The following is a 15,640-nucleotide window of genomic DNA, read 5'->3' as shown; positions in this document are numbered from 1 at the left end:
AACACGGGGCGGGCACCATCGAGGGGTGTGCCGCCCCTTCTCGCATCCACCCCTTGCAAGTGAGTGAACGATGACCCAGACCACCCCGCAATCCATCGACCTGCTGATCGAGGCGCGCTGGGTGGTGCCCGTCGAGCCGCATGCGGTGGTGCTGGAAAACCACGCCGTGGCCATCGACGGCGAGCGCATCGTGGCGCTGTTGCCGATCGACGAGGCCCGCGCCGCCTATGCGCCGCGCGAGCGCGTCGAACTGGGCGAGCACGCGCTGATCCCCGGCCTGGTCAACAGCCACACGCACAACCCGATGACCCTGCTGCGCGGCCTCGCCGACGACCTGCCACTGATGGTCTGGCTGCAGCAGCACATCTGGCCGGCCGAGGCCAGGGTGATCGGCCCGGAGTTCGTGCGCGACGGCGTGGAACTGGCCGTGGCCGAGATGCTGCGCGGTGGCACCACCTGCGCCAACGAGAACTATTTCTTCCCCGACGTGATCGGCGCGACCTATCGCAAGCTGGGCTTCCGCGCGGTGGTCGGCCTGCCGGTAATCCAGTTCCCCACCGCCTGGGCGAACAGCCAGGACGAGTATTTCGCGCGCGCCGGCGAGGTGCATGACAGCTTCCGCGGCGATCCGCTGGTCAGCACCGCGTTCGCGCCGCATGCGCCGTACACCGTCTCCGACGAGAGCTTCGAGCGCATCCGGCTGCAGTCCGATCAGCTCGACATCCCGGTGCACCTGCACCTGCATGAGACCGCGCACGAGATCGAGGAAGAGAAGAAAAAGAGCGGCCTGCGCCCGTTCCAGCGCCTGCAGCGCCTGGGCCTGGTCAACGACCGCCTGATCGCGGTGCACATGACCCAGGTCACCGAGGGCGAGATCGCCGCCTGCGCGAGCGCCGGTGTCTCGGTGGTGCATTGCCCGGAATCCAACCTCAAGCTCGCCTCCGGCTTCTGCCCGGCGGAGCAGTTCCGGCGCGCCGGCGCGAACCTGGCGATCGGCACCGACGGTTGCGCCTCCAACAACGACCTGGACATGTTCGGCGAGATGCGCACGGCGGCGCAGCTGGCCAAGGCGGTGGCGCAGGACGCCGCCGCCTTCGACGCCGCCTTTGCGCTGCGTGCGGCGACGCTCAACGGCGCGCGGGCGATCGGGCTGGAAGCGCGCATCGGCTCGATCGAACCCGGCAAGCAGGCCGACCTGGCTGCCGTGCGCCTGAGCGACCTGGAGACCCAGCCGCTGTTCCACGTCGCCTCGCAACTGGTGTATGCGTGCAGCCGCCAGCAGGTTACCGACGTGTGGATCGCCGGGCACCGCAAGCTGGCCGCGCGCGAGCTGATCGACATGGATACCGCGGCGATCCTGGCGCGAGCGCGCGCCTGGCGCGAGCGGATCGCCGCAACTTGAGTGGGAGTTTTCCGATGAATCGTTACCTGGTTTTGCTGATCCGCCGGCCGCAGTTCGACGCGGCCGTGGTGCCGCAGCATCTGGCCTATCTGGACCAGTTGCGCGGCGAGGGCAAGGTGGAGCTGTCCGGCGGCTTCGGCGACAAGTCCGGCGGTGCCTACCTGCTGCACGCGGCCGACCTCGCCGAGGCAACGGCGCTGGTGCAGCGCGACCCCGCGCATGTAAGTGGCGGCTGGGACATCACGGTGCACGAATGGCAGGCGTCTTGACTTTTGCGCTCATCCATAAGCGTGAAAATCAAGAGGCGGCCATCCATGGCCGCACTTTTCAATAAATTCGTGGATTCAACGTGGACTCGAACATGACCGCCGCCAATGTCAGCCCCGCCGAAATCGCCCGCTTCGACCAGCTGGCGTCCCGCTGGTGGGACCCCGACGGCGAATCGCGACCGCTGCACGACCTCAATCCGGTGCGCACGGCCTACATCGCGGCACGCGCGGAACTGCGCGGTGCCCGCGTGGCCGATGTCGGGTGCGGCGGCGGCCTGCTCAGCGAATCGCTGGCCCGTGCCGGTGCGCACGTCACCGGCATCGATCTGGGCGAGAAGGTGATCGACATCGCCCGCTTGCACCTGCACGAGTCGAACCTGCAGGTCGATTACCGGGTGCAATCCTCCGCCGAGCTGGCGGCTGCCGAAGCGGCGTCGTTCGACGTGGTGTGTTGCATGGAGCTGATCGAGCACGTGCCCGATCCGGCGGCGCTGGTCACCGACCTGGCCGCGATGCTCAAGCCCGGCGGACGGTTGTTCATGTCCACCATCAATCGCACGCCAGCGGCGTTCGGTGCGGCGATCCTGGGCGCCGAATACCTGCTGCGCATGCTGCCGCGCGGGACACACCACTACGCGCAATTCCTCAAGCCCTCCGAATTGTCGCGATTGCTGCGCGGCGCGGGGCTGGAGCTGGAAGACGTCAGCGGCCTGGCCTACAACCCGTTCCGCCGCGAGGCACGCCTGAGCTCTCTCACGGCAGTCAATTACGTGCTTTGCGCGCAGAAGCCGGCATGAGCAAGCCGCTGCCTTCATCCGTCGCCGGCGTCCTGTTCGATCTCGATGGCACCTTGCTGGACAGCGCACCCGATCTGTACGCCGCGCTGCAGGCGCAGTGCGCCGAGGAGGGCGTGGCATCGCCCGCCTACGCGCCCGTGCGCGAGGTGGTCTCGCGCGGTGCCCGCGCGGTGCTGCGTTGCGCGTTCGCCTCGCGCGGCGAGGCGGTGATCGAGGCGCTGGTGCCGCGCTACCTGCAGTTGTACGAGCAGGTGATGGCCCGCGACACGCGCGCCTTCGACGGGGTCGACGACCTGCTGGCGCGGCTGGAAGCGCGAGGCCTGCGTTGGGGCATCGTCACCAACAAGGCGGCATTCCTGACCGACGAACTGTTGCGCCGGATCGGCTGGTCGACGCGCGCCGCCGCCGTGGTGTGCGGCGACACCTTGCCGGTGAAAAAGCCCGATCCGGCACCCGTGCTGCTGGCCTGCGAACGCGCAGGACTGGTGCCGGGCCAGTGCCTGTTCGTCGGTGACGATCGCCGCGACGTGCAGGCCGGCGCAGCGGCGGGCGTGTTCACCGTGGCCGCGAGCTGGGGCTACCTCGACGGCGGCGATCCGCACGCCTGGGGCGCCGATGTCGTGCTGGATCGGCCCGCCGCCCTGGCCGAGTTGCTGCGACTGGAGTCGGCGACGGCATGAGCGAACCAACTGGGCAGAACGCGGTGTTGCAGGGCTTCATCGACAAATGGCTGGCCGCGCAGCCGCAGCAGCGCGTGGCGCTGGCCTTCGTCGACGGCCGCCGCCATCCGGGCCACGTGGCGCTGGCCGCGCTGGAGCAGGAGCTGCTGAGCGCGGCTTACGGCATCCGCGAGCCGCAGGTGGCCGCCGCCAAGCTCGGCTGGTGGGCGGAGGAACTGGCCGGTGCGGCGGCCAGCGGCGGACGGCATCCGCTCACCCAGGTGCTGTTCGATGACGAACGCGCTCACGCGATCACCACGGAGCTGTGGCTGGCACCGGTATTGGCGGCGATGGCGCAGCTGGAGCAGGGCACGGCGGCCGATTACGCCGACCAACTGCAGGCGGCGATGCCGCTGCACGGTGCGCTGGCCGCACTGGAGACGGCATGGTGGTATGGCGCTGCGGCCTCGCCCGAGCGCGCGACCCGGGTGGCCGTGCTCAATCACTTGTTGCATGCCTTGTTGCACCTGGACGCAGACGCCGAACGCGACCGCCTGCCACTGCCGATGGCCCGGCTGGCACGCCACGGGCTGGATCGCGCGCAACTGCGCAAGCCTTGCGCACCGCGGCAGCAGGCGATCCGGGCGCAGTTGCAGGATTTGCTCGGCGACTGGCGCGCTGCCGATGCGCTGGGCGGGCCACTCAGCGTGTTCCGTGCACTCGAGTCGCGTCAGGCCTGCGCGCTGGCGCGCCGCGCGCTGCATGCCGACGAGGCACTGGCCGTGTTGCAGGCCGACTGGTCGCGCACGCCGTGGTCGACGCCGTGGCGGGCGTGGCAGGCCGCCCGTGCATGGCGGCGCCAGACACAGTAGTTTTGCGCGAGCGGACGCAGCGTTTCCGCGGCGACACCATTGTGAGGTGGCCGCCTTGCCCCAAGATTGGCGGTTTCGCGGCGGCTCGTCGCGCCGATGCCAGGATCTCCTCCATGCCCAGCCAGGAAAACACCGCCCGCTTGCTCCCCGACGTGGCCGTCCACGCACAGCCGCATCTTGCCGGTGCGCTGGATTGGGTCGGCATGGCCGAGATCCAGGTGCCGGTATTGTTCGACGCGGGCGATGGACAAACGCAGCGCTCCAGCGCCCGCGTCGGTGCCTTCGTCAATCTCAAGCGACCGGACAAGCGCGGCATCCACATGTCGCGGCTGTACCTGCAGGTGGAGCAGGCATTGAGCACGCAGACCCTGAGCGCCGACATGCTGCGCTCGCTGCTGCGCGGCTTCCTCGACTCGCACCAGGATCTGTCCGACCGCGCCTGCCTCAGCATCCGCTTCGAACACCTCGTGCGCCGGCCGGCACTGAAAAGCGCGAACAGCGGCTGGCGCGCCTATCCGGTGTGCATCGAGGCCAGCCTGGTTGGCGACCAGTTCCTGCTGGAGTTCGGCACCGAGGTGGTCTATTCGTCGACTTGCCCGGCCTCGGCGGCGCTGTCGCGGCAGCTGATCCAGGACCAGTTCATTCACGATTTTGCGCCCGGCGAGGCGCTCGATCACGCCGCCGTGCTGGCGTGGCTGGGCAGCGAGAAGGGCATCGTGGCCGCCGCCCATGCGCAGCGCAGCGTGGCGCGCCTGCGCGTGCGCCCGGCGGCCGACGCCGGCTTCCATCTGGTCGGGCTGATCGATCGGGTCGAAAGCGCGCTCGGCACGCCGGTGCAGACCGCGGTAAAGCGCGAGGACGAACAAGCCTTCGCCTTGGCCAACGGCGGCAACCTGATGTTCTGCGAGGACGCCGCCCGGCGCATCCAGAAGGCACTCGATGCCGACGACCGCCTCGGCGATTTCCACATCCGGGTGGAACACCAGGAGAGCCTGCATCCGCACGACGCCGTTGCCTATGCCAGCAAGGGCGTGGAAGGCGGCTACGGTTCCATCGGTTAGGCCGCGCGATCGTCAGCGGGAGTGCGGCACATCCGGATCACGCGGCGCGTCGTGGTCGCGGCAACTCGCAAAATGAAAATGTTCCGGCACCGGATCTTCTCCGCCGGGACACAGCGGCTGGCAGCGCAGCAGTCGCCATGCGGCCAGCAGGCTGCCCCGCCACGGACCGAAGCGGATGACCGCAATCCGTGCATAATCGGAACAACTGGGGTGGAAGCGGCAGCGAGGGCCAAGCAGGGGGCTGAGCCAGCGCTTGTACAAACCAAGCAACCACAGTATGAATCGGGAGAGGATGTTCACGGATACCGAAGCGGCGTGCGCCATGTAGTGGTACAAGTATTCCAGAAGCAGGCTTGCCGGTGTTGAATGCATCGGCTATAACACGCGGCCCCCAAGGCCAATCAGGGTGAAGGGATATGGCGAAGACCAAAGCGAGTTTGACCGCCGCCAAGGCGCACAAGGGCAAGACGCCCAACAAGGCTGGCACCAAGGCCGTCAAGTCGAAGCCGGTGGCAGGCAAGGGGCAGGCTGCCAAGGTCGCCGCGAAGTCCCCCGCACGGGCCGCCGCGAAACCCGCCAGCAAGGCCACCCCGAAGAAGGCTGCGCCGCACACCAAGGCCTCCAGGCCGACTGCCCACGCACCGGCCAAGAAGGCCGCGGCGGGCAGCAAGGCCGCCAAGGGCAGGGCGCCGGCGAGCAAGGCCGCGGTGAAGAAAGCGCCGGCGAAGAAGGTCGTTGCCAAAAAGGCCGTGACGAAACATCCCGTCGTGAAGCATCCCGCAGTGAAGAAGGCTCCCGCGAAGAAGGTATCGCCCGGGAAGGCTGCAGCGGGCAAGGCACCGGCCAGCAAGGTCGCGGCGAAGCCCGCGGCGAAGAAGCCGGCGCCCCGGCCGGTGCACGGCAAGGCCGCCAAACCGGCGGCACCGGCAGCCAAGGCGCCGGCAACCCACGCGGCACGACCGGAGCCGGTCGCGGCGACCATCCACCATTCTCCTTCACCCGCGAGCAGGCTCTTCAAGGGCAAGGTGGCAAGCGCCACGGCCATGGTCAGCGCTCCCGGGAATCATGCTTCCTCCCACAAGAAATCGAAGAATTCGTCGTCCCCAATGAATAAACTGGCAACAAAAACTCTAGACAGCGGCGTCACCCGTGAAGACGGGCGATACGCCTTGCCCTCCACCAGCACGATCTCCTTGCCCAAGGGTTATCGCCCGAGCAGCGACGAGGAGTACATGAACCCGCGACACCTGGCCTACTTCCGCAACAAGTTGCGTGAATGGCGCGACCAGCTGGTGGAAGAGTCGCGCCAGACCATGGACAACCTGCGGGAGGAGGTGCGCGACGTCGGCGACGAAGCCGAACGCGCCACCCGCGAAACCGAGAACTCGCTGGAGCTGCGTACCCGCGACCGCTATCGCAAGCTGATCTCCAAGATCGACAAGGCGCTGCGCCGGATCGAGGAAGGCAGCTACGGCTTCTGCGAGGAGACCGACGAGGAGATCGGCGTCGACCGCCTCGACGCGCGCCCGATCGCCACGCTCTCGCTCGACGCCCAGGAACGCCGCGAACATCTGCAGAAGCAGATGGGGGACTGAGCAAGGCGCGCCGCTTCGCGATGCAGCAAAAAGCCCCGCTTCGAGCGGGGCTTTTTGCGAGGAGCGAGTGAAGATGAGTGGGAGAGGAGCCGGAGCGCGAGACGCCGTTGCCTTCTCTCATTCCTCACTTCTCTTTGCTCGCTTCCCTTCCTTGCTCACTTTTGTCCCGCCGCTGCCGCGGCGTATCCCTTCAACTTCGCCAGCATCGCCGTCAGGCCGTTCGAGCGGGTGGGTGAAAGGTGCTTGGCCAGGCCGATCGTGCCGATGAAGCCGGGTTCGGTGGCCACGATCTCCGCGGCCGGGCGGTCGGAGTAGACGCGCAGCACCAGCGCGATCAGGCCCGAGACGATGGCGGAGTCGCTGGTGGCTTCGAAGTGCATGCACGACGCATCGCCACTGGGCACCAGCCACACCATCGACTGGCAGCCGTGCACGCGCCAAGCTTCGGTCTTGCACTCCTCGGGAAACGGCGGCAATTGCCGCCCGAGGTCGATCAGGTACTGATAGCGCTCGCTCCAGTCGCCGAGAAAGGCGAACTCTTCGGCGATTTCCTGCTGGGCCTGGTCGGTGCTGCTGGCGGCGATATTCATGCGGCCATTATCGCGCGTAGCAGGGTGGGAAATGAAACCCGCTCCGGCATGGCCGTCAGGCCTTGGCGATGCTCCACCGCGTGCCCTGTGCACCATCCTCGATCACCACGCCCATCGCGGCCAGCTCGTCGCGGATCGCGTCGGCGCGGGCGAAATCGCGGGCGCTGCGGGCGACGCGACGCGCTTCCAGCAAGGCCTCGACTTGCGCGGCATCCACGTGCACGCCGCCGGAGTGCTTGAACCATGCTTCCGGGTCCTGCTGCAGCAGGCCGAGCAGGGCGCCGCCGCCGAGCAGATCGGCCTTGGCCGCGGGCGTGCCGTGTTGACGCGCGGCGTCTGCAAGCACGGCCAGTTCGGCCAGCGCCAGGGGCGTGTTGAGGTCGTCGCAAAGCGCCGCTTCGACGGCGGCCGGCACGGGCAGCCGCGATGCGTCGATCGCCACGTCGGCAAGGTCGCGCAGCACCCGGTACCAGCCGTCCAGCGTGCTGACCGACTGCTGGATGGCGCCGTCGGACCAGTCCAGCGGCTGCCGGTAGTGGCCGCTGAGCAGGCGCAGGCGCAGCGCCTCGGGCGGGTGGAGTTTCATCAGCTCGTGCACCAGCAGCACGTTGCCCAGCGACTTGGACATCTTGCGGCCGTCGAAGGTGAGCATGCCGTTGTGCATCCACCAGCGCGCGAAGGTCTTGCCGCCGTGCGCGCAGGTGGATTGCGCGATCTCGTTCTCGTGATGCGGGAACAGCAGGTCGACGCCGCCGGCGTGGATGTCGATGGTCTCGCCCAGCTGCGCGGCGCACATCGCCGAGCACTCGATGTGCCAGCCGGGGCGCCCGCGCCCCCACGGGCTGTCCCAGCCGGCCAGTTCGGGCGTGGAGGGCTTCCACAGCACGAAATCGGTGGGGTTCTTCTTGTATGGCGCGATTTCCACGCGTGCGCCGGCGATCAACTCTTCGGTGTCGCGGCCGGAGAGCGCGCCGTAGTCGGGGTACGAGCCGACGTCGAACAGTACATGGCCTTCGGCCGCGTACGCGTGGCCGCCGGCGATCAGCGCCTCGTTCATGGCGATGATCGCGCCGATGTGCGCGGTGGCGTGCGGCTCCAGGTCCGGCGGCGCAATGCCCAGCCCGGCCATGTCCTCGCGATAGGCGCGCGCGTAGCGCTCGGTGATGATCGAGATCGGCACGCCTTCGGCCAATGCCGCGGCATTGATCTTGTCCTCGACGTCGGTGATGTTGCGGGCATACACCACCTGCGGGTAGTGCCGCCGCAGCAGCCGCGCCAGCACGTCGAACACCACCGGCCCGCGCGCGTTGCCGATGTGAACGTAGTTATAGACCGTCGGTCCGCACAGGTACATCGTGACGCGCGCGGGATCCAGCGGAACAAACGGTTCGGTGCGGCGCGTCAGGCTGTTGTAGAGCGAAATCGGCATCGGTCACATCCGCGAGGGAGTCGGCGGTCGGGCGGGGCAGGTTGCGCATCTTAACAAGCGACGATGCCGCTCGTGCCCCGCGGATCGCCCGCTCCTGGCCGGACCCGGCGATCCGTGATGCCGTCGGCCTTGCGGCAAACGGTCGCCACGGCTGAACAGGCCGGTCCGGCCTAAGCGTGTATTCATAGTGAATTTGCTGCAATGCTGCCAGTCCGCGCGTGGCGTGGAACGTGCATCACGGGAGCAGGTCATGGTCAAGCTATGGGTTTCCGCGTTGGTGCTGGCCATGATGGCGGCCGGCGCGCACGCGCAGAATGCGCCGTACCCCAACGATGACGGCAATGCCCACTACGGCTGGGCCGACGTGCTGCGCGCCGACCCGGTGCATGGCGTGACGCGCACCAACGTGCCGCGGCAGGAGTGCTACGACCAGCAGGTGGTGCGCCACGAGGGCGGCAACAGCACCGCCGGCACGGTGCTGGGCGCGGTGATCGGTGGCGTGCTGGGCAACACCGTGGGCAAGGGCGACGGGCGCAAGGCGGCGACGGTCGCCGGTGCCGTGGCCGGTGGCGCGATCGGCAACCGCAGCACGCGCGGTCGCGATTACGAGAGCACGCAGACCCAGTGCCGCGAGGTGAACACGGTCAGCGAGCAGCGCCGGATCATCGGCTACGACGTGGAATATCGCTATCGCGGCGAGGTCTACATGTCGCGGCTGGACTACGATCCGGGCGAGCGCCTGCGCGTGCGGGTTTCCGTCACCCCGGTGGATTGATCCCGACTTCCGCTCATCCATCCCGCCGCCCCTCTCGGGCGGCGATTTTTTTTCAGACGCCGATACTTGCCGGACAGGCACTGACCTGGCGCAGATTTTTGTTGCATGGCAGCGAAATTCTCGCCATGATAGCCGCCGACCACCCGGAACATCGCATGTCTTCAGCCGTCTATACCGCCACCGTACTTACCAGCGCCCGCGCGGCCGCTGGCATGACGTCGCGTGCGCGCCGACCGATGACTCGACATCCGGCCGGGTAGGCAGTCGCACGCGTTTCTTGTGCATCGACGACAAACCCGGCCCTTGTGCCGGGTTTTTTGTTGGTTTATTTCACGCGGATCCATCCGCAACACCCCGGCCATCCATGGCCGGACTCTTCAATAAGGCATCGACTTCATGATCATTCGGCATTTCTTGACTACCCAGGATTACAGCCGCGCCGAGATCGACGCGCTGCTGGAGCAGGCCGCCGTGTTCAAGCGTTCGCCGCGCGGCCAGCAGCTCGCCGGCAAGTCGATCGCGCTGCTGTTCTTCAATCCCTCCATGCGCACCCGTACCAGCTTCGAGCTGGGTGCGTTCCAGCTGGGTGGCCACGCGATCGTGCTGGCGCCGGGCAAGGACGCGTGGCCGATCGAGTTCGAGGTGGGCAGCGTGATGGACGGCGATACCGAGGAACACATCGCCGAGGTGGCGCGGGTCCTGTCGCGTTACGTCGACCTGATCGCGGTGCGCGCGTTCCCGAAATTCCAGGACTGGGCGGTGGATCGCCAGGACAAGGTGATCAAGGCGTTCGCGCACTACGCCACGGTGCCGGTGATCAACATGGAAACGATCACCCACCCTTGCCAGGAGCTGGCCCACGCGCTGGCGCTGAAGGAGCACCTGGGCGACCTCACGAAGAAGAAGTACGTGCTGACCTGGACCTATCACCCGAAGCCGCTGAACACCGCGGTGGCGAATTCGGCGCTGCTGATCGCGACGAAGATGGGCATGGACGTGACCCTGCTTTGCCCGACAGCCGACTACGTGCTGGACGAGCGCTACATGGCGTTTGGCCGCCTGAACGCCGAGCAGAACGGCGGCTCGCTGAAGGTCAGCCACGACATCGAGGAAGCCTACGCCGGGGCCGACGTGGTCTACGCCAAGAGCTGGGGCGCGCTGCCGTTCTTCGGTCGCTGGGAAGAGGAGAAGCCTGTGCGCGAGGCCAGCAGGCACTTCATCGTCGACGAGGCGAAGATGGCGCTCACCAACTACGGCCTGTTCAGCCACTGCCTGCCGCTGCGCCGCAACGTCAAGGCCACCGACGCGGTGATGGATTCGCCCGCCTGCATCGCCATCGACGAGGCCGAGAACCGCCTGCACGTGCAGAAGGCGGTGATGGCTTCGCTGATCGGGCAGGGCTGAACCGTCATGTACACGCCGAAGCATTTCGTGGAAAGCCGCATCGAGGCCCTGCACGGGCTGATCCGCGCATACCCGTTCGCCACGCTGGTGACCCGCGCGGCCGACGGATTGACGGCCAATCACCTGCCGTTCGAACTCGTCGGCGAGGTGCTGCACGGCCATGTCGCGCGCGGCAACGAACTGGCGCGACTGGACGGCGCCGAGGTGCTGCTGGTGTTCCAGGGCCCGGACGGCTACATCAGCCCGAACTGGTATCCCAGCAAGCACGAGACCGGGCGCGAGGTGCCGACCTGGAACTACGCGGTGGTGCACGTGCACGGCCGGCTGCGCGTGATCGACGACGCGGCGTGGCTGCGTCGTCTGCTGGAAACCCTGACCGACCACCATGAGGCGGGCCAGCCGCAGCCATGGAAGATCAGCGACGCGCCGGATGACCACATCGAGAAGTCGCTGCGCGCGATCGTCGGCCTTGGAGTCTCGATCGACCGCATCGAAGGCAAGTTCAAGCTGAGCCAGAATCATCCCGCGCGCAACCGCGCGGGCGTGATCGCCGGGCTGCGCGAGCGCGACGGCGATGGCGACGCGGAACTGGCCGCATGGATGTCCCGACAAGAGGAGTCGAAACCGTGAACCATCAGCATCACTATCGCGTCGCCGTGGAATGGACCGGCAACCTCGGCAGCGGCACGGACGGCTACCGCAACTACAGCCGCGACCACGTGATCCGCATCGACGGCAAGCCGGCGATCGCCGGTTCCTCCGATCCCGCATTCCGCGGCGATGCCGCGAGGCACAATCCCGAGGACATGCTGGTCACGGCATTGTCGACCTGCCACATGCTGTCGTATCTGCACATGGCCACCATGGCCGGCGTGGTGGTGACGGCGTACAGCGATGCCGCCGAAGGCACGATGGCCACCGAAGGCGACGGCGGCCGCTTCGTCGAAGTGGTGCTGCGCCCCACGGTGACCATCACTGCCGCCAGCGACCCGGCCAAGGCCGAAGCGGCGCACGAGGCGGCGCATCACGCCTGCTTCATCGCCAATTCCGTGAATTTCCCGGTGCGCTGCGAGCCGCGTGTCGTCGTCGAATCCGCCTGACCCTACTTATTTCCAGGATCTGCAAGCCATGAGCAAAGACATCGTCCTCGCCTTTTCCGGCGGCCTCGACACCAGCTTCTGCGTGCCTTACCTGCAGGAGCGTGGCTGGGCCGTGCACACCGTGTTCGCCGATACCGGTGGTGTCGACGCCGAAGAGCGCGCCTTCATCGAGAACCGCGCGAAGGAGCTGGGCGTGGCCAGCCACGTCACGGTCGATGGCGGCCCGGCGATCTGGGCGGGCTTCGTCAAGCCGTTCGTGTGGGCCGGCGAGGGCTACCAGGGGCAGTACCCGCTGCTGGTGTCCGACCGCTACCTGATCGTCGAAGCCGCGCTGAAGCGCGCCGCCGAACTGGGCACGAAGGCGATCGCGCATGGCTGCACCGGCATGGGCAACGACCAGGTGCGTTTCGACCTGGCGGTGAAGGCGCTGGGCGACTACCAGATCGTGGCGCCGATCCGCGAGATCCAGAAGGAACACACGCAGACGCGCGCCTACGAGCAGAAGTACCTGGAAGACCGCGGCTTCGGCGTGCGCGCCAAGCAGCAGGCCTACACCATCAACGAGAACCTGCTCGGCCTGACCATGTCCGGCGGCGAGATCGATCAGTGGCAGGCGCCCGGCGCCGGCGCGGTGGGCTGGTGCAAGCAGCGCGCCGAATGGCCGTCCAAACCGCTGCAGGTGAAGATCGGCTTCGTCAACGGCGAGGCGGTGACGCTGGACGGTGAGGCGATCGCCGGGCACGCCATGCTGGCGAAGCTCAACGGCTTGTTCGCGCAGTACGGCGTGGGTCGCGGCCTCTACACCGGTGACACCACGATCGGCCTCAAGGGCCGCATCATCTTCGAGGCACCGGGCCTGACCGCGCTGCTCGCCGCGCATCGCGCGCTGGAAGAAGCGGTGCTCAGCAAGCAGCAGAACCGCTTCAAGCCGGAGGTGGCGCGCAAGTGGGTGGAGCTGGTCTACGAGGGCTTCTTCCACGACCCGCTGAAGACCGACCTGGAGGCGTTCCTGGCGTCCAGCCAGTCCACCGTCAACGGCACGGTGACGCTGGAAACGAATGGCGGCAGCGTCGGCGCGGTGGCGGTGGAGTCGAAGCACATCCTCAACGCCAAGGGCGCCACCTATGCGCAGTCGGCCGACTGGGGCGTGGAGGAGGCCGAGGGTTTCATCAAGCTGTTCGGCATGAGCAGCACGCTGTGGGCCGAGGTCAATCGCGGATGAGCGCACTGCTCGATGCCACGTTGAAACACCTGGCGGCGCTGGTCGGTTTCGACACGCGCAATCCGCCGCGCACGATCGATACCGGCGGCATCTTCGACTACCTGCGCGCGCAGCTGCCCGGCTTCGACGTGACGGTGACCGACTTCGGTGCCGGCGCGGTGGCCCTGCACGCGGTGCGCGGCGAGCCGAAGGTCCTGTTCAACGTGCACCTGGACACCGTGCCGGACTCGCCGGCGTGGACGGCCGATCCGCACACGCTGCGGGTCACTGCCGATCGCGCGATCGGCCTGGGCGCGTGCGACATCAAGGGGGCGGCGGCGGCGCTGCTGGCGGTGGCGAAGGCCAGCGACGGCGACCTGGCGCTGCTGTTCACCACCGACGAGGAGGCGAACGACGCGCGCTGCATCGCCGGCTTCCTGCGCGAACCGCACGCTTACGACGCAGTGATCGTGGCCGAGCCCACCAAGGGCGAGGCGGTGCTGGCGCATCGCGGCATCCAGTCGGTGCTGATGCGCTTCGCCGGCCAGGCCGGGCATGCCTCGGGCGAGCAGAAGCCGGGCGACAGCGCACTGCACCAGGCCGTGCGCTGGGGCAACGCGGCGCTGGATTTCGTGGCGGCGCAGTCGCACGAACGCTTCGGCGGACTGACCGGCCTGCGCTTCAACATCGGCCGCATCGAGGGCGGCATCAAGGCGAACATGATCGCGCCGAGTGCCGAGGTCCGCTTCGGCATGCGGCCGCTGCCGACGATGGACCCGGACCGCTTGCTGACCCAGTTCCGCTCGCTGGTCGAGCCGGCGCCGGTCGAGTTCGCGGAAACCTTCCGCGGCGCCTCGCTGCCGGCCGGCGACACGGCGAACGCCGAGGCGAACCGGCTGGTCGCGCGCGACGTGGCCGACGAGCTGGGCATCCCGGTCGGCAACGCGGTGGACTTCTGGACCGAGGCGGCGCTGTTCTCCGCCGCCGGCTACACCGCCTTCGTCTACGGCCCCGGCGATATCGCGCAGGCGCACAGCGCCGACGAGTGGGTCGCGCTGGAGCAGCTCGAGCGCTATGCACAAACGGTTTATCGAATCATCGAGAGGTCCGGCCAGGGAAGGCCGGTTTTCGACTCTGGCGTTCACGGATGAACGCAAGGAATAAACATGGAAACGCATAAGCACACCCGCAAGACCATCGTGCGCCTGCTTTCGAGCATGGGCAGCGCGAAGGAGATCCAGCAGTACCTCAAGCGCTTCTCCGAGCTGGATGCCAAGCGCTTTGCCGTGGTCAAGGTCGGCGGCGCGGTGCTGCGCGACGAGTTGGCCGATCTCGCCTCGTCGCTGACCTTCCTGCAGCAGGTCGGCCTGACCCCGATCGTGCTGCACGGCGCCGGTCCGCAGCTGGACGAGGAGCTGGCTGCCGCCGGCATCGAGAAGCACACCATCGACGGCCTGCGCGTGACCTCGCCGAAGGCGCTCGGCATCGTGCGCCGCGTGTTCCAGCAGCAGAACCTGAAACTGGTCGAGGCACTGCAGTCGATGGACACGCGCGCCACCTCGGTGGCGACGGGCGTGTTCATGGCCGACTACCTGGACCGCGATACCTACGGTCTGGTCGGGAAGGTCCGCAGCATCAACCTGGCGCCGATCGAGGCCAGCCTGCGCGCGAACTCCATCCCGGTGATCGCCAGCCTGGGCGAAACCGACGAAGGGCAGATCCTCAACGTCAACGCCGACTTCGCCGCGAACGAACTGGTGCGCGTGCTGCAGCCGTACAAGATCGTGTTCCTCACCGGCACGGGAGGCCTGCTCGACGAGCACGGCAAAGTGATCGATTCGATCAATCTGAGCACCGAGTTCGATCACTTGATGGCGCAGCCTTGGATCAACGGTGGCATGCGCCTGAAGATCGAGCAGATCGCCGACCTGCTGGCCGACCTGCCGCTGACCTCGTCGGTGTCGATCACCCGCCCGTCCGAACTGGCCAAGGAGCTGTTCACCCACAAGGGTTCCGGCACCCTCGTGCGACGCGGCGAGAAGGTGCTGCGCTTCGACTCCTGGGACGGCGTGGACCGCGCGCGCATGCGCAGGCTGATCGAGTCCAGCTTCGGCCGCACCCTGGTGCCGGACTATTTCGAGCGCACCAGGCCGATGCGCATCTACGTCAGCGAGAACTACCGCGCGGCGATGATCCTTGTCGAGGAGGACGGCTTGCCGTATCTCGACAAGTTCGCCGTGCTGGACGACGCGCAGGGCGAAGGCCTGGGCCGCGCGGTGTGGCAGGTGATGCGCGAGGAGAATCCGCGGCTGTTCTGGCGCTCGCGTCACGGCAACCCGGTCAACCCTTTCTACTACGCCGAATCGGACGGCTGCATCAAGCAGCCGCGCTGGAAGGTGTTCTGGTACGGCATCGACGGGTTCGACACGATCTCCCGTTGCGTGGCGCATTGCGCGCAACGTCAGCCGACACTGGTGGATTGAGCC

General features: G+C 67.6%; 17 protein-coding genes. 14 read left to right on the top strand and 3 right to left on the bottom strand.

The features are described from left to right. The first annotated feature begins 70 nt into the window (after nt 1-70). The 6 genes from ACVCMB_RS04990 (at nt 71) to folE2 (ending at nt 5,060) form a co-directional block, all read left to right on the top strand. Nucleotides 71-1,402 carry a TRZ/ATZ family hydrolase gene (locus tag ACVCMB_RS04990; RefSeq protein ID WP_395119182.1) on the top strand — a complete coding sequence of 444 codons (1,332 nt, stop codon included), beginning with the start codon at nt 71-73 and terminating at the stop codon, nt 1,400-1,402. 14 nt (nt 1,403-1,416) lie between these two features. Continuing rightward, nucleotides 1,417-1,671 (top strand): YciI family protein, encoded by a 255-nt coding sequence (locus tag ACVCMB_RS04985; protein WP_395119180.1) that lies wholly within the window; start codon nt 1,417-1,419, stop codon nt 1,669-1,671. A gap of 92 nt (nt 1,672-1,763) precedes the next feature. Beyond that, nucleotides 1,764-2,468, top strand: a complete 705-nt coding sequence (gene ubiG, locus ACVCMB_RS04980; RefSeq protein WP_395119178.1) for a bifunctional 2-polyprenyl-6-hydroxyphenol methylase/3-demethylubiquinol 3-O-methyltransferase UbiG — start codon at nt 1,764-1,766, stop codon at nt 2,466-2,468. Then, nucleotides 2,465-3,148: a phosphoglycolate phosphatase gene (gene gph / locus ACVCMB_RS04975; RefSeq protein ID WP_395119176.1), complete on the top strand. Its 684-nt coding sequence runs from the start codon at nt 2,465-2,467 to the stop codon at nt 3,146-3,148. Before ubiG ends, gph begins: the two co-directional genes overlap by 4 nt. Then, nucleotides 3,145-3,999, top strand: a complete 855-nt coding sequence (locus ACVCMB_RS04970) for a phytoene synthase (protein ID WP_447106311.1) — start codon at nt 3,145-3,147, stop codon at nt 3,997-3,999. Before gph ends, ACVCMB_RS04970 begins: the two co-directional genes overlap by 4 nt. Before the next feature lie 113 nt (nt 4,000-4,112). Then, a complete protein-coding gene (gene folE2, locus ACVCMB_RS04965; protein WP_447098642.1) occupies nt 4,113-5,060 on the top strand; it encodes a GTP cyclohydrolase FolE2 in 948 nt (315 codons plus the stop codon). Between the two features lie 12 nt (nt 5,061-5,072). Here folE2 and yidD read toward each other — a convergent pair whose 3' ends face one another. Next, nucleotides 5,073-5,384, bottom strand: a complete 312-nt coding sequence (yidD, locus tag ACVCMB_RS04960; protein WP_395121406.1) for a membrane protein insertion efficiency factor YidD — start codon at nt 5,382-5,384, stop codon at nt 5,073-5,075. A 92-nt stretch (nt 5,385-5,476) separates the two neighbouring features. Here yidD and dksA point away from each other — a divergent pair, with 92 nt between their 5' ends. Beyond that, nucleotides 5,477-6,655, top strand: coding sequence for an RNA polymerase-binding protein DksA (gene dksA, locus ACVCMB_RS04955; RefSeq protein ID WP_447106310.1), 1,179 nt, complete (start codon nt 5,477-5,479; stop codon nt 6,653-6,655). Nucleotides 6,656-6,810: 155 nt separating this feature from the next. Here dksA and ACVCMB_RS04950 read toward each other — a convergent pair whose 3' ends face one another. Then, nucleotides 6,811-7,245: a SufE family protein gene (locus tag ACVCMB_RS04950; protein ID WP_395119168.1), complete on the bottom strand. Its 435-nt coding sequence runs from the start codon at nt 7,243-7,245 to the stop codon at nt 6,811-6,813. A gap of 55 nt (nt 7,246-7,300) precedes the next feature. Further along, nucleotides 7,301-8,674, bottom strand: a complete 1,374-nt coding sequence (cysS, locus tag ACVCMB_RS04945) for a cysteine--tRNA ligase (RefSeq protein ID WP_447106309.1) — start codon at nt 8,672-8,674, stop codon at nt 7,301-7,303. 250 nt (nt 8,675-8,924) lie between these two features. Here cysS and ACVCMB_RS04940 point away from each other — a divergent pair, with 250 nt between their 5' ends. The 7 genes from ACVCMB_RS04940 (at nt 8,925) to ACVCMB_RS04910 (ending at nt 15,637) form a co-directional block, all read left to right on the top strand. Continuing rightward, nucleotides 8,925-9,449, top strand: coding sequence for a glycine zipper 2TM domain-containing protein (locus ACVCMB_RS04940; RefSeq protein WP_395119164.1), 525 nt, complete (start codon nt 8,925-8,927; stop codon nt 9,447-9,449). A 396-nt stretch (nt 9,450-9,845) separates the two neighbouring features. After that, a complete protein-coding gene (locus ACVCMB_RS04935) occupies nt 9,846-10,853 on the top strand; it encodes an N-acetylornithine carbamoyltransferase (protein WP_447106308.1) in 1,008 nt (335 codons plus the stop codon). Nucleotides 10,854-10,859: 6 nt separating this feature from the next. After that, nucleotides 10,860-11,483 (top strand): FMN-binding negative transcriptional regulator, encoded by a 624-nt coding sequence (locus ACVCMB_RS04930; protein WP_447106307.1) that lies wholly within the window; start codon nt 10,860-10,862, stop codon nt 11,481-11,483. After that, a complete protein-coding gene (locus ACVCMB_RS04925; protein ID WP_447106306.1) occupies nt 11,480-11,953 on the top strand; it encodes an OsmC family protein in 474 nt (157 codons plus the stop codon). Before ACVCMB_RS04930 ends, ACVCMB_RS04925 begins: the two co-directional genes overlap by 4 nt. A gap of 28 nt (nt 11,954-11,981) precedes the next feature. Further along, nucleotides 11,982-13,175 (top strand): argininosuccinate synthase, encoded by a 1,194-nt coding sequence (locus ACVCMB_RS04920; protein WP_447106305.1) that lies wholly within the window; start codon nt 11,982-11,984, stop codon nt 13,173-13,175. Further along, on the top strand, nt 13,172-14,305 hold the full coding sequence (locus tag ACVCMB_RS04915) for an acetylornithine deacetylase (protein WP_447106304.1): 1,134 nt from the start codon (nt 13,172-13,174) through the stop codon (nt 14,303-14,305). Before ACVCMB_RS04920 ends, ACVCMB_RS04915 begins: the two co-directional genes overlap by 4 nt. Nucleotides 14,306-14,320: 15 nt before the next feature. Then, nucleotides 14,321-15,637, top strand: coding sequence for an acetylglutamate kinase (locus tag ACVCMB_RS04910; protein WP_447106303.1), 1,317 nt, complete (start codon nt 14,321-14,323; stop codon nt 15,635-15,637). The last annotated feature ends 3 nt before the right edge of the window (nt 15,638-15,640 follow it).

This window comes from Rhodanobacter sp. UC4443_H10 (assembly GCF_052978325.1).
The sequence above is the reverse complement of the archived record's forward strand: the minus strand, read 5'-3'. Positions and strand labels throughout refer to the sequence as shown.